Annotated in this window: 12 protein-coding genes; 11 read left to right on the top strand and 1 reads right to left on the bottom strand. The window is 71.1% G+C overall.

Features of this window, described 5'->3' with window-relative positions:
• Positions 1-12 precede the first annotated feature (12 nt).
• The 10 genes from C6N31_RS19005 (at position 13) to C6N31_RS18960 (ending at position 10,903) form a co-directional block, all read left to right on the top strand.
• Positions 13-1,542, top strand: a complete 1,530-nt coding sequence (locus C6N31_RS19005; protein ID WP_138351448.1) for a sugar ABC transporter ATP-binding protein — start codon at positions 13-15, stop codon at positions 1,540-1,542.
• Positions 1,542-2,594, top strand: coding sequence for an ABC transporter permease (locus C6N31_RS19000; protein ID WP_138351447.1), 1,053 nt, complete (start codon positions 1,542-1,544; stop codon positions 2,592-2,594). Before C6N31_RS19005 ends, C6N31_RS19000 begins: the two co-directional genes overlap by 1 nt.
• The gene (locus C6N31_RS18995; RefSeq protein WP_138351446.1) at positions 2,578-3,567 is read left to right on the top strand and encodes an ABC transporter permease; all 990 of its coding nucleotides are present in this window, start codon (positions 2,578-2,580) and stop codon (positions 3,565-3,567) included. The genes C6N31_RS19000 and C6N31_RS18995 overlap by 17 nt, the downstream gene beginning before the upstream one ends.
• A 75-nt stretch (positions 3,568-3,642) precedes the next feature.
• The gene (gene rhaS / locus C6N31_RS18990) at positions 3,643-4,728 is read left to right on the top strand and encodes a rhamnose ABC transporter substrate-binding protein (protein ID WP_198357887.1); all 1,086 of its coding nucleotides are present in this window, start codon (positions 3,643-3,645) and stop codon (positions 4,726-4,728) included.
• A gap of 71 nt (positions 4,729-4,799) precedes the next feature.
• Entirely contained in the window at positions 4,800-5,120 is a 321-nt protein-coding gene (locus C6N31_RS18985; RefSeq protein ID WP_138351611.1) for an L-rhamnose mutarotase, read from the top strand.
• A 58-nt stretch (positions 5,121-5,178) separates the two neighbouring features.
• Positions 5,179-6,597: an L-fucose/L-arabinose isomerase family protein gene (locus tag C6N31_RS18980; RefSeq protein WP_198357886.1), complete on the top strand. Its 1,419-nt coding sequence runs from the start codon at positions 5,179-5,181 to the stop codon at positions 6,595-6,597.
• An 80-nt stretch (positions 6,598-6,677) separates the two neighbouring features.
• Positions 6,678-7,709 (top strand): LacI family DNA-binding transcriptional regulator, encoded by a 1,032-nt coding sequence (locus tag C6N31_RS18975; protein ID WP_198357914.1) that lies wholly within the window; start codon positions 6,678-6,680, stop codon positions 7,707-7,709.
• Positions 7,710-7,786: 77 nt separating this feature from the next.
• Complete coding sequence (locus C6N31_RS18970) at positions 7,787-8,800, top strand: LacI family DNA-binding transcriptional regulator (protein WP_138351609.1); 1,014 nt, start codon at positions 7,787-7,789, stop codon at positions 8,798-8,800.
• Between the two features lie 139 nt (positions 8,801-8,939).
• Positions 8,940-9,863: a helix-turn-helix domain-containing protein gene (locus C6N31_RS18965; RefSeq protein ID WP_198357885.1), complete on the top strand. Its 924-nt coding sequence runs from the start codon at positions 8,940-8,942 to the stop codon at positions 9,861-9,863.
• Positions 9,860-10,903, top strand: coding sequence for an NAD(P)-dependent alcohol dehydrogenase (locus C6N31_RS18960; protein WP_138351443.1), 1,044 nt, complete (start codon positions 9,860-9,862; stop codon positions 10,901-10,903). Before C6N31_RS18965 ends, C6N31_RS18960 begins: the two co-directional genes overlap by 4 nt.
• Before the next feature lie 101 nt (positions 10,904-11,004).
• Here the strand turns inward: C6N31_RS18960 and C6N31_RS18955 are convergent, their stop codons facing one another.
• Positions 11,005-12,309, bottom strand: a complete 1,305-nt coding sequence (locus tag C6N31_RS18955) for an MFS transporter (protein ID WP_187144725.1) — start codon at positions 12,307-12,309, stop codon at positions 11,005-11,007.
• Between the two features lie 95 nt (positions 12,310-12,404).
• Here C6N31_RS18955 and C6N31_RS18950 point away from each other — a divergent pair, with 95 nt between their 5' ends.
• Positions 12,405-13,007 (top strand): TetR/AcrR family transcriptional regulator, encoded by a 603-nt coding sequence (locus C6N31_RS18950; protein WP_138351442.1) that lies wholly within the window; start codon positions 12,405-12,407, stop codon positions 13,005-13,007.
• Positions 13,008-13,022: the final 15 nt, after the last annotated feature.

The raw sequence follows: 13,022 nt of genomic DNA, 5'->3' as shown, positions 1-13,022 counted from the left end.
TGAGGCCCCACCATGGACCAGCCGAAGTCGGCGGAACGGCCCGTACTCTCGCTGGAGGACGCCAGCAAGTCCTTCGGTGCGGTCCGGGCTCTGCAGGGTGTGTCCCTGGCCCTCTTCGCCGGGGAGGCGCACGCGCTCGCCGGTGAGAACGGGGCCGGGAAGTCCACCCTGATCAAAGTGCTCGCGGGAGTGCACCGTCCCGATGCCGGGCGGGTGCTGGTGGACGGCGAGCCCGTCACCTTCCACGGACCCTCCGACGCCCGGGACGCCGGCATCGCGGTCATCTACCAGGAACCGACGCTCTTTCCCGATCTCACCGTCGCCGAGAACATCTTCATGGGCCGCCAACCGCGCCGCTCCTTCGGCCGGGTCGACCACCGGTCGGTGCGGGACGCGACGCAGGCCCTCATCGAACGGCTGGGGGTCGATCTCGACCCCGGGCAGCTCTGCCGCGGCCTGTCCATCGCCGACCAGCAGCTCGTCGAGATCGCCAAGGCGCTCTCCTTCGACGCCCGGGTCCTGATCATGGACGAACCCACCGCGGCACTGACCGGAGCCGAAGTGGCCCGGCTGTTCGGCGTGGTGCGGACGCTGCGCGAACAGGGCACGGCCGTGCTGTTCATCTCGCACCGGCTGGAGGAGATCTTCGCCCTCTGCCAGCGCGTCACCACCCTGCGGGACGGCCGGCTGATCTCCAGCGATCCGGTCGACGGCCTGACCGAGGACGACCTGGTACGCCGGATGGTCGGCCGTGACCTGGACGAGCTCTACCCCAAACAGCCCGCACGGATCGGCGAAACGGCCCTGGCCGTGCGCCGGCTCACCCGGGAGGGCGTCTTCACCGATGTCTCGTTCGACGTCCGCCGCGGCGAGATCGTCGCGCTGGCCGGGCTGGTGGGCGCCGGCCGCAGCGAGGTCGTGCGCGCCGTCTTCGGCGTCGACCGCGCCGACGCGGGCGACGTGCACGTGGCCGGGAACAAGCTGCCGGCCGGCTCGCCCACGGCCGCGATGGCCGCCGGTGTCGCCCTGGTGCCGGAGGACCGGCGCCAACAGGGCCTGGTGATGGAGCTGTCCATCGAACGGAACATCGGTCTGACCGGACTCGACCGGCTCGGCCGCGGCGGCCTGGTCCGCAGAACCCTGGAGCGCGGCCGGGCGGCGGACTGGGCGGTGCGGCTCCAGTTGAAGTACAACCGGCTCTCCGACCCGGTCGGCGTGCTCTCCGGCGGCAACCAGCAGAAGGTCGTGCTGGCCAAGTGGCTGGCCACCGAACCCGGTGTACTGATCGTCGACGAACCGACCCGGGGCATCGACATCGGCACCAAGGCCGAGGTCCACCGGCTGCTGTCCTCGCTCGCCGCGGAAGGACTCGCCGTCCTCATGGTCTCCTCCGACCTGCCGGAGGTCCTCGCCATGGCGGACCGGGTGCTGGTCATGCACGAAGGACGCATCACCGCGGAACTCCCGCGCGCACTGGCCACCGAGGAATCGGTCATGGCCGCGGCCACCGGCCGGACCGCCGGCGGAGAGAAGGCAGCCTGATGACAGCGACAGTGGAACAGCCCACGGCGCCGCCCGGCGCGCGCAAGGTGACGGCGCGTTCGCTCACCGAGACCGTCTTCCGGGCCCGGGAGATCAGCATCGCCGGGTGTCTGGTGCTGCTCGTCCTCGGCACCTGGGCGGCCAACCACCGCTTCCTGTCGGAGCAGGGCATCAAGGACCTGCTCCTCAACGCGTCGATCCTGATCCTGCTGGCCGTCGGCCAGTCGGTCGTGGTCCTCACCCGCAACATCGACCTCTCGGTCGGCTCGGTGGTGGGACTGTCCGCCTTCGCCTGCGGGAAGTTCGTCTCCGGCACCGACCGCAACGCCGTTCTGGCCCTGCTGCTCGGCATCGGCGTCGGCGCGCTCTGCGGCCTCGTCAGCGGACTGCTGGTCAGCTTCGGGCGGGTGCCGGCGCTCGTGGTCACGCTGGGGATGCTCTACATCATCCAGGGCACCGACTACTGGTGGGCGCACGGTCAGCAGATCAACGCCGCCGACGTCCCCGCCTCCGTCCTCGACCTGGGCAGCGGCAGCGTCCTCGGCGTCCCGTACCTGGCGCTGATCGCCGTCGCCGTACTCGCCGCCGCCTCCTACTACCTGCGGTCCTACCGCAGCGGCCGGGAGCTGTACGCCATCGGCTCCAGCCCGGAGGCCGCCCGGCTCGCGGGCATCCCGATCCGCCGCCGGATCCTGGCCGCCTACGTCTTCTCCGGCGCGGTCGCGGGCTTCGCCGGCGCCCTGTGGCTGGCCCGCTTCGGCACCGTCGTCGCCGACAACGCCCACGGCTGGGAACTGACGGTGGTCAGTGCGGTGGTGGTCGGCGGCGTCGCCATCACCGGCGGCACCGGCAGCGTCTGGGGCGCGGCGCTCGGCGCGCTGCTCCTCACCACCGTCGGCAGCGTCCTGGTCGTCCTGAAGGTCGACTCCTTCTGGCAGAGCGCCATCACCGGAGCCCTGCTGCTCGCGGCCATCAGCGTCGACCGGATCGTGACCCTGCGCATGACCAGCGCCCTGAGGAAGAGGAACGCGCGCCATGTCCACCAAGTCTGACCTGAGCCGGTTCCTGCGCTGGGACGTCGCGGTCGGCATCCTGCTCGTGGCCGTCTTCGCCACCGGAGCCGGTACCACCGAGGGGTTCGCCACCACCGGCAATCTGTCCTTCGCCCTCAACGACATCGCCGAGGTCGCGATCATCGCGCTGCCGATGACGCTGCTGGTGGTGGCGGGCGAGATCGATCTGTCGGTCGCCTCCATGCTGGGGCTGGCCAGCGCGGTCAGCGGCAAACTGTGGGAATCGGGCTGGGCGTTCGAAACCATCGTTCCGGTGGTCCTGGCCATCGGCGTCCTCGGCGGTCTGCTCAACGGCTGGCTCGTCACCCGGGTCGGACTGCCGTCGCTGGCCGTCACCATCGGCACGCTGACGCTCTACCGGGGCCTGGCGTCGGTGGCGCTGGGCAGCAACGCGGTCACCGACTTCCCCGAGACGTACGCCCGGTGGACGTCGGACACCAACACCGTGCTCGGGATCCTGCCCTACCCCTTCGCCCTGTTCATCGTCCTGGCGGCCGTCACCGGTGTGGTGCTGCACGCCACCGGGTTCGGCCGCTCCCTGTTCGCCACCGGCGCCCAGGAGGAGGCCGCCTACTTCTCCGGCATCCGGGTCAAGCGGATCAAGCTGCTGCTGTTCGTCCTCACCGGACTGCTGTCGGCCTTCGCGGGCATCGTCTTCACCCTGCGCTACGGCAGCGCCCGTGCCGACAACGGCCAGGGCTTCGAGATGCTCGTCATCGCCTCCGTGCTGCTGGGGGGCGTCGACTTCGACGGCGGCAAGGGCACACTCGGCGGCGCCATCGCCGGAGTGCTGCTGATCGGCCTGCTCAAGAACCTGCTCATCCTCAATGACGTGGCCAACGAGGTCCAGGTGATCGTCACCGGACTCCTGCTGGTGGCCTCGGTACTGACCCCGCGGGTGATCGCCGCGGCACTCGAACGGCGCCACCGGCGCGCAGCCGCAGCTGTCTGACGGCGCGCACCGCCCCCTCCGCACCACCGTCACCCGACGAACTCCCCGAGGAATTCCCCGAAGAAGGGCTTCGCCATGTCCCTCCCCACCACCGTCCCGGTGCGCGCGCTCACCGCGGTGACCGCCGTCTGCGCTCTCGCCCTCACCGCGACCGCCTGCGGTGGCACGACGAAGAAGTCCAGCTCCGACCAGGGCCCGGGCACGGCCGCGACGGCCTCCGCCGACCCCGCTGCCGCGCTCAAGAAGGGTCTGAAACTCGCCTTCCTGCCCAAGCAGATCAACAACCCCTACGAGACGATCGTCGACAACTCCGGTATCGCGACGGCGAAGGAGATCGGCAGCACCGCCAAGGAGGTCGGCCCCTCCGACGCCAGCGCGTCCTCGCAGGTCTCCTACATCAACACGCTCATCCAGCAGCAGCAGGACGCGATCCTGCTGGCGGCCAACGACCCCAACGCGGTCTGCGGTCCGCTCAAGCAGGCGATGACCAAGGGCATCAAGGTCGTGGCGTACGACTCCGACACCGCCAAGGACTGCCGGCAGCTGTTCATCAACCAGGCGAGCTCCGAGCAGATCGGCCGCAGCCTGGTGCAGAACCTCGGCAAGCAGCTCGGCTTGCAGGGGAAGATCGCGATCCTGTCCGCCACCCAGAACGCCACGAACCAGAACACCTGGATCGAGTTCATGAAGAAGGAGCTGGCGCTGCCGGCGTACAAGGGGATGGAGCTGGTGAAGGTCGCCTACGGGGACGACGACGACCAGAAGTCCTTCCAGCAGACCCAGGGACTGCTGCAGGCCTACCCGGATCTGAAGGGCATCATCGCGCCGACCACCGTCGGCATCGCGGCGTCCGCCCGCTACATCAGCTCCTCGTCCTACAAGGGCAAGGTCGTGGTGAACGGGCTGGGCACCCCCAACCAGATGCGCAAGTACGTCAAGGACGGCACCGTCGCGCAGTTCTCCCTGTGGGACCCCAAGAAGCTCGGCCGACTCGCCGCGTACGCCGCGGCCGCGCTGTGCTCCGGTCAGATCACCGGCGCGGAGGGGCAGACGTTCAAGGCCGGTGACCTGGGCAGCTTCACCGTCGGCAAGAACGGTGAGGTCATCCTCGGCAAGCCCACCGTCTTCGACACGTCCAACATCGACGGCTTCGACTTCTGAGCGTGACCCGCATCCCGGCCCGCCGCCCGCCGGCGGCGCGGCCGGCCGTCGACGGCGAAAGGCCCGGGAACATGCGGCGTGTCTGCTTCCTGCTTCAGGTCCGCCAGGACCGGATCGACGCATACCGCCGCCGGCACGAAGCCGTGTGGCCGGAGATGACCGCCGCGCTGTCCGCCACCGGCTGGCACAACTACTCCCTCTTCCTCCGCGAGGACGGGCTGCTGGTGGGCTACCTGGAGACCGAGGACTTCGCCGCGGCGCAGAGCGCGATGGCCGCCACCGAGGTCAACACCCGCTGGCAGACGGAGATGGCCGAGTTCTTCGAAGCCCCCGACGACGACCGGCCCGACCGGGCCATACGCCCCCTCACCGAGATATTCCACCTCATGTGACGGCCGGCGACCCGGCCGGCCCGCTCCCCGGCCGACCCCACGAACGGAGACATCCGCCATGACCCGCACCCCCGCCACCGCGCGCAGGCCGAAGATCGGTCTCGTGGCGGGGGGACTGGGCGCCTACTGGCCCCAGTTCCCCGACCTGCTCCCCCAGTTGCGCCGCTCCGCCGCACGCGTCACCGAACGCATGAAGGACTTCGACGCCGATGTCGTCGACGTCGGGTTCATCTCGGACGCACAGGAGGGCGCGGTGGCCGCGGAGAAGCTGCGTGCCGCCGGATGCGACCTGATCGTCGGATTCCTCACCACGTACATGACCGCCACGATGCTGGCGCCGGTGGCCCAGCGCTCGGGCGCTCCGGTCCTGCTGATCAATCTGCAGCCGACCGAGGCGATGGACCACGCCACGTTCGACACCGGTCAGTGGCTGGCGTACTGCGGCGCCTGCCCGCTGCCCGAGATGGCCAACTCCTTCGAGCGGGCCGGCGTCCCGTTCCGCTCCGTCTCCGGCTATCTGGAGGACGACCGGGCCTGGGCCCGGATCGGCCGGTGGATCCGGGCGGCCGGGGTGCGATCGGTGCTGCGCAACGGCCGGCACGGCCTGATGGGCCACCTGTACCCGGGCATGTACGACGTCTCGACCGACCTGGCCATGGTCTCGGGCAACCTCGGCGGCCATGTGGAGGTGCTGGAGTTCGACGATCTGCGGGTGCGGGTGGACGACGTCACCGACGCGGAGGTCGCCGACAAGCTCGCCAAGGCCAGGGAGACCTTCGCGTTCGACGATTCCGTCGTCGCGGACGATGTGGAGTGGGCGGCCCGAGTGTCGGTCGGACTCGACCGGCTGGTGACCGACTTCGACCTCGACAGCCTCGCGTACTACCACCGGGGTCTGGCCGGGGAGATCCACGAGCGGCTGGGCGCCGGCATGATCCTCGGCGCGTCGCTGCTCACCGCGCGTGGTGTGCCGGCGGCGGGCGAGTACGAGTTGCGTACGTCGCTGGCGATGCTGATCGCCGACCGGCTCGGCGCGGGCGGATCCTTCACCGAGCTGCAGGCGCTCAACTTCCGGGACGGCGTGGTGGAGATGGGCCACGACGGGCCCGCGCACCTCGGCATCAGCCAGCACCGGCCGCTCCTGCGCGGCCTGGGTGTCTTCCACGGCAAGCGCGGCTGGGGCGTGTCCGTCGAGTTCGACGTTCGGCACGGCCCGGTCACCCTGGTCGGTCTCGGCCAGACCCGCGACGGCCGCTACAAGCTGGTCACCTCGCAGGGCGAGGTGGTCGGCGGCCCGCTGCTGAAGATCGGCAACACCACGTCCCGGGTGGACTTCGGCACCGATCCCGGCGAGTGGACCGACGCCTGGAGCGCCACGGGCGTCGCCCATCACTGGGCACTGGCCACCGGTCACATCGTGCCCGAACTGCGCGCGGTGGCCGACCTCACGGGCCTGGAACTGGTCGAGGTCTCTTGACCGGGGAACGTTCGCTCTCCCGCCGCGCGGACGGCGCCGGCGGACCCGGCCGGCTTCCCGGCCGCGCGCCGGGCAGCCGGGTGAAGCGCAGCGCGATCGGCATCAAGGACGTCGCCGAGCAGTCGGGGGTCTCGCTCGGCACGGTCTCGAACGTCCTCAACCGGCCGGACACAGTGTCGGAACCCACCCGGCGGCGGGTGCTCGCGGTGATCGAGCGGCTCGGGTACGTCCGCAGTGAGACGGCCCGCCAGTTGCGGGCCGGTCGCAGCAGAATGCTCGCCCTCCTGGTGCTGGACCTGGCCAATCCGTTCTTCGTCGAGCTGGCCCGTGGCGCCCAGCAGGCCGCCCGCGAGGCGGGACTCGCCGTCATGGTGTGCACCAGTGCGGGCGATCCGGCGCAGGAGGCCGAGTACCTGGGCATGTTCGCCGAACAGCGGGTGCGCGGTGTGCTGGTCACTCCCACCGACGGCACCGGCCAGGATCTGCGGGCGCTGCGGAGCCGCGGCATATCCTCCGTCGTCGCCGACCGGGAATGGGCCGGTGACGAGGCGTGCTCGGTGTCGGTCGACGACGTGGCAGGCGGCCGGCTCGCCGTACGGCATCTGCTCGCGTCGGGCCACCGCCGGATCGTCTACGTCAGCGGTTCCCCGCGCCTGGCCCAGTCCCGGGACCGGCATCAGGGCGCACTGTCCGCCCTCGACGAGGCGCGGGTCGCGCGGGAGACGCTGACGGTGGTCGAGGCGGAGCGGTTCGACGTCGCCTCCGGCCGGGCGGCGGGCGCCCGGCTGCTGGCCGCCGCGGACCGCCCGTCCGCCGTGTTCTGCGCGAACGACCTGCTGGCTCTGGGCGTGCTGCAGACCCTGTTCGCGGCCGGGATCCGGGTGCCGGACGACATGGCGCTCGTCGGCTACGACGACATCGAGTTCGCCGCGGGCGCCGCCGTCCCGCTCAGCTCCGTGCGCCAGCCCTCGTTCCGCATCGGCCGCACCGCCGCGGAACTGCTGATCGAGGAGACGGACGGGCGCCCCGACGCACACGAGCATCAGAAGATCGTCTTCCAGCCGGAGCTGGTCGTCAGGACATCGTCGCTCGGTGTCCGCGGCGGAGGCTGATCACACAAGATGTGCGTAGCATGAGACCGCGGCCGCGGAGAGCCGCGGGAGACGGTGGTTCGGAGCTCGTGGCGCGCATGATGGGCATCAAGGACGTGGCACGGCAGGCCGGGGTCTCCGTCGGCACCGTGTCGAACGTGATCAACCGCCCGGACATGGTCTCCGAGCAGACCCGCACCCGGGTGCTCGAGGTGATAGACCAACTCGGCTATGTGCGCAGCGAGTCGGCCCGCCAGCTGCGCGCCGGCCACAGCCGCATCATCGCCCTGCTGGTCCTGGACATGGCCAATCCCTTCTTCGTCGACGTCGCGTCGGGCGCCGAGCGGGCCGCCCGCGAGGCCGGACTCGGCGTCATGCTCTGCAACAGCGCCGGCAGCGCGACCGAGGAAGCGGAGTACCTGAGCCTGTTCGCCGAGCACCGCGTACGCGGAGTGCTGGTCACCCCCGCCGACGCCACGGGGCGCAACCTCGACGCGTTCCGGCGCCATGACATCCCCTTCGTCTTCGTCGACCGCGTCGTGCCCAGCGCGTCGGCGTGCTCGGTGTCGGTCGACGACATCGCCGGCGGGCGGCTGGCCGCCGGCCATCTGCTGGACCAGGGCCACCGGCGGCTCGTCTACGTCAGCGGACCCATGCATCTGACCCAGTGCCGTGACCGGCGGACCGGGGCCCTCGACGCGCTGGCCGCGGCGGGACTCCCCCCGGAGGCGCTGTCCCACATCGAGACGGACCGGCTGGACGTCGCCGCGGGGCGGGACGCGGGCGCGCGGCTGCTGGGCATGGCCGGCCGCCCCACCGCGGTGTTCTGCGCGAACGACCTGCTCGCCCTGGGCGTGCTGCAGGCGCTGTACGCGGCGGGGGTCGCCGTGCCGCAGGAGCTCGCGCTCGTCGGCTACGACGACATCGAGTTCGCGGCGGCGGCCGCGGTCCCGCTGACCTCGGTGCGCCAGCCCGCCCACCGCATGGGCCGGACCGCCGCCGAGCTGCTCATCGCGGAGACCGGCGACCACGCCGGCGAGCACCGGCACCATCAGATCGTGCTGCAGCCGGAGCTGGTGGTCCGGGGTTCGACACTGGGCAAGCAGCGCTGAAGGCGTAGGAACCTCCCTGCCGGGCCGGCCTCACCCGCGCCGCTCCCGCCTCCCGCCTCCCGCCTAGGTCGTACCGGGTGGGTCTGACAGACCTACCCTGGGCCCCGGAAAGCGCTCCGGGCGCGGCAATACTTGAGTCATGGGTCTGGACCACAATGTCGAACTGGGTGAGTTCCTCCGTTCCCGCAGGGCCCGGCTGGGCCCTGGGGACGCGGGGGTCGCCGTCAATGGATCCGCCCGCCGGGTGCCCGGGCTGCGCCGGGAGGAGCTGGCCCGGCTGGCCGGGGTCAGCACCGACTACTACGCGCGGCTGGAGCAGGGGCGGCACCGCAACGTCTCCGCGAGCGTCCTGGACTCCGTCTCCCGCGCGCTGCGGCTCAACGAGGTGGAGCACATCTACCTCATACAGCTCGCCCGTCCGCAGCCACGCGCCGCACGGCGTCCGACGGCCCGCCCCCAGCGGGTCCGGCCGGGGCTGCACCGGATGCTGGAGACGCTGGACGGACTGACGCCGGCCTTCATCGTCGGCCGCGGGATGCAGGTGCTGGCCAGCAACCGGCTGGCCCGCTCGCTGATCTCCGATTTCGAGGCGCTGCCGCACCGGGAGCGGAATCTGGCCCGGTTCATCTTCCTCGACGAGTCCGCCCGGCAGCTGTACCCGGACTGGGAGCAGATCGCCGCGGAGACCGCCGCGGTGCTGCGTCTCGACGCGGGGCGCAACTGCGAGGACCGGGCCTTCTGCGAGCTGATCGGCGAGCTCGCGGTCAAGAGCGAGGAGTTCCGTACGGCGTGGGCGGCACACGACGTGAGCCGCCGCTCGCACGGAACCAAGCGCTACCGGCACCCCCAGGTCGGGGAGATCACCGTCGCGTACGAGGCCCTCAGCCCGCCGGGCGACACGGACCAGACCCTCTTCGTCTACACCACCGAGTCAGGTTCGCCCTCCGAGACCGCGCTGCAGTTGCTGGCCAACCTCACCGCGTCCCTGACCTCACCGAGTCCGGCCGCGCCACGGCCCGTGCTCACCGATCCCGACGATTTCCTGGAGATCCACGCACGATGACGACCACCGTCCCCGCTTACGCCGCTCCCGCTGCCGACGCACCGCTGGAGCGCACCACGATTCCCCGACGCGCCGTGCGTGAGCACGACGTGCTGATCGACATCAAGTTCGCCGGCATCTGCCACTCCGACATCCACCAGGCCCGGGACGAGTGGGGTGGCGCGAAGTTCCCCATGGTGCCGGGCCACGAGATCGCCGGCATCGTCACCGAGGTCGGCCCGGGCGTCACCAAGTACGCCGTGGGTGACCGGGTCGGCGTGGGCTGCTTCGTCGACTCCTGCCGGGAGTGCGAGAACTGCCTGGCCGGTGACGAGCAGTACTGCCTGAACGGCGGCACCGGCACCTACAACGCCACCGGCCGGGACGGCGAGCCCACCTACGGCGGCTACAGCACCCACATCGTCGTGGACGAGCACTTCGTCCTGCGCATCCCGGAGGGCGTCGAGCTCGATGTCGCCGCTCCGCTGCTGTGCGCCGGGATCACCCTCTACTCACCGCTGAAGCACTGGAACGCCGGCCCCGGCAAGAAGGTCGCCATCGTCGGCATGGGCGGCCTCGGTCACATGGGCGTGAAGATCGCCGCCGCTCTGGGCGCCGAGGTCACCGTTCTGAGCCAGAGCCTGCGCAAGCAGGACGACGCGAAGAGGTTCGGCGCCGAGCACTACTACGCCACCAGCGACGAGTCGACGTTCGAGCAGCTCGCCGGGACGTTCGACCTGATCGTGAACACCGTCTCGGCCAATCTCGACCTGGACGCCTACCTCGGGCTGCTGCGGGTGGACGGCACCCTGGTCAATGTGGGCGCGCCCGAGCACCCGGTCTCGCTGAACGTGTTCTCGCTGATCGGGGGCCGGCGCAGCCTGGCCGGCTCGATGATCGGCGGCATCCGGCAGACCCAGGAGATGCTGGACTTCTGCGCCGAGCACGGCCTGGGCGCCGAGATCGAGGTGATCTCCGCCGACCGGATCAACGAGGCGTACGAACGCGTCGTCGCCAGCGACGTCCGGTACCGCTTCGTCATCGACACGGCCACCATCTGACGGCAGCCCCGGGCTGCCGAAAGGCCCTGCCCTCCCGCGGAAGCGGGGTGGCAGGGCCTTCGGCGTCGACGCCCGGACATCAGTCCGGGTGTCGTGCCCGGTCAGCGCTTCGCGTACTCCGCCTCCCGGACGGCGGCCTTGCGCAGCTCGGGGACGCTGCCGGTCACCACGACGGACTCCGTGGTCACCGTTCCCCGACGCGGTATCGCCAGTCCCAGCAGCGCGAGCGCCCCGAGGGCCATCACGGCGATCCCGTACTCCCGGGTCGTCGGCAGCAGTCCCCCGCCGTGCACGACCAGGAAGCCGCCGATGACCGCGGGCAGTCCCATGGCCAGGTACGACAGCACGTAGATGGTGGAGAGCAGCCCGGACCGCTCGTGCGGCGCGGCCAGCGGGACGATGGTGCGGATCGCGCCCTGGAAGCCGCCGCCGAAGCCGACGCCCGCGATGACCGTTCCGATGAAGAAGCCGGTAGCGGAGTTGTGGTCGATCGCGAGCAGGGTGAGGCCGACGCCCACGATGAGGGCCACGGTGCCGAGCAGCATGACCCGGCCCGGGGCGGCGTTGCGGAGCAGCAGCACCGACACCGCGCCGCTGCCGGCCAGGGCGAACAGCGCCAGGCCGCCGAGCAGCAGGGAGTCGGAACCGACCACGCTGCGGATGACCGCCGGGATGACGGAGCCGTAGAGCCCGGCCAGTGCCCAGACCGCGACCAGGACCGGGGCGGCCACCAGCAGCGGTCCGCGTGCCGCCTTCGGGACACCGAAGCGGGGCCGCAGCGAGGCGAGCGCGCCCGGCTTGGGCTCGGAGGTCTCGCGCATGAGGGCGACACCGATTCCCTGCAGGACGAACACGGCGAGGAGGGTCAGGTAGACGAGGTGGGTGGGCTCGGGCAGGAACTGGACCAGCAGCCCGGAGGCGAGCGCCCCGGTGGCGGTGCCGGTCATGGGGGCGATCGCGTTGGCGATGGTGCCCTTGACCTTGTCGAGGTCGAGCATCCCCGCGCCGACCGCGCCGACGGCCGCGCCGGTCGACAGGCCCTGGACGACCCGGGCGATCATCAGCTCGGGCACCCCGCCCGCCGTGGTGAGCACGACCATCGCCACGACCTGCAGCACGATCGCCGCGAGCAGCACCGGACGGCGTCCGATGTGGTCCGACAGCGACCCGACGGTGAGCAGTGCGGCGAGCACGGCGAGGGCGTAGATACCGAAGACCATGGTCGTGGTGATCGGCGAGAAGCCCCATTCGCCCTGGTAGACGGCGTAGAGGGGGGTGGGAGCGCTGGAGGCGGCGAGGAAGGCCACCACGATCGACGCCTGGAGGTAGAAGGCGGCACCCGAGCCGAGCCGCCGGCTTCTGCGGACGAAGGGGTCGGTCACGGGGAACGTCGGCGGCAAGGACATCGGCTGGCTTCTTTCGCCTAGCGGGAGCCGGTCCGATCAGACCGGTCTGTCTAGTGGCCCTTACGGTAGACAGACCGGTCTGGTACTGTCAAGTCATGGCTACGAAAGCGATCGCAGACCGGCCCGCCGCCCCGGGGCGCCCCACCGCACGTGAGCGTCTGCTGGCCGCCGCCAACGAGCTCTTCTACGAGGAGGGCATCCATGTCGTCGGCATCGACCGGGTGATCGAACGCGCCGGCGTCGCCAAAGCGACCCTCTACAGCGCGTACGGGAACAAGGACGGGCTCATCAGCGCCTATCTGGCCGGCCGGCACGAGATCCGCCGCCGCCGGGTGACCGCTGCCGTCGACCGCCACGAAGCGCCGCGGGAGAAGCTGCTCGCCGTCTTCGACGCACTCGGCGAGGCGTTCGCCGAGCCGAACTACCGCGGCTGCGCCTTCCTCAACGCCAGCGCGGAGGTCGGCCCCGACAGCCCGGTCATGCAGGCCACCGACACGTACCGCGGCTGGGTCCGCTCACTGTTCACCGACCTCTCCCGGGCCGCCGGCGCGCCCGATCCGGAGCAGCTGGCGAGCCGGCTGGTGCTGCTCTACGACGGCGCGGGCGTCGCCGCCAGGATGGACCGCAACCCCGGTGCCGCCGACATGGCGAAGACGGTCGCCGCCACACTCATCGACGCGGCGACCGCGCAGCACTAAGGCCTCGCGTTCCGG

The sequence above is a fragment of the Streptomyces fildesensis genome (genome assembly GCF_016107395.1).
In the GTDB taxonomy this organism is placed as follows: domain Bacteria; phylum Actinomycetota; class Actinomycetes; order Streptomycetales; family Streptomycetaceae; genus Actinacidiphila; species Actinacidiphila fildesensis.
Note: the sequence above shows the minus strand (reverse complement) of the source record. Positions and strands in the feature narration are given on the sequence as shown.

What these genes read in the sequence shown, in the direction of transcription:
- C6N31_RS19005 (WP_138351448.1), top strand. Translation starts at nt 13, where the DNA reads ATGGACCAGCCGAAGTCGGCGGAACGGCCCGTACTCTCGCTGGAGGAC.
- C6N31_RS19000 (WP_138351447.1), top strand. Translation starts at nt 1,542, where the DNA reads ATGACAGCGACAGTGGAACAGCCCACGGCGCCGCCCGGCGCGCGCAAG.
- C6N31_RS18995 (WP_138351446.1), top strand. Translation starts at nt 2,578, where the DNA reads ATGTCCACCAAGTCTGACCTGAGCCGGTTCCTGCGCTGGGACGTCGCG.
- rhaS (WP_198357887.1), top strand. Translation starts at nt 3,643, where the DNA reads ATGTCCCTCCCCACCACCGTCCCGGTGCGCGCGCTCACCGCGGTGACC.
- C6N31_RS18985 (WP_138351611.1), top strand. Translation starts at nt 4,800, where the DNA reads ATGCGGCGTGTCTGCTTCCTGCTTCAGGTCCGCCAGGACCGGATCGAC.
- C6N31_RS18980 (WP_198357886.1), top strand. Translation starts at nt 5,179, where the DNA reads ATGACCCGCACCCCCGCCACCGCGCGCAGGCCGAAGATCGGTCTCGTG.
- C6N31_RS18970 (WP_138351609.1), top strand. Translation starts at nt 7,787, where the DNA reads ATGATGGGCATCAAGGACGTGGCACGGCAGGCCGGGGTCTCCGTCGGC.
- C6N31_RS18965 (WP_198357885.1), top strand. Translation starts at nt 8,940, where the DNA reads ATGGGTCTGGACCACAATGTCGAACTGGGTGAGTTCCTCCGTTCCCGC.
- C6N31_RS18960 (WP_138351443.1), top strand. Translation starts at nt 9,860, where the DNA reads ATGACGACCACCGTCCCCGCTTACGCCGCTCCCGCTGCCGACGCACCG.
- C6N31_RS18955 (WP_187144725.1), bottom strand. Translation starts at nt 12,309, where the DNA reads ATGTCCTTGCCGCCGACGTTCCCCGTGACCGACCCCTTCGTCCGCAGA.
- C6N31_RS18950 (WP_138351442.1), top strand. Translation starts at nt 12,405, where the DNA reads ATGGCTACGAAAGCGATCGCAGACCGGCCCGCCGCCCCGGGGCGCCCC.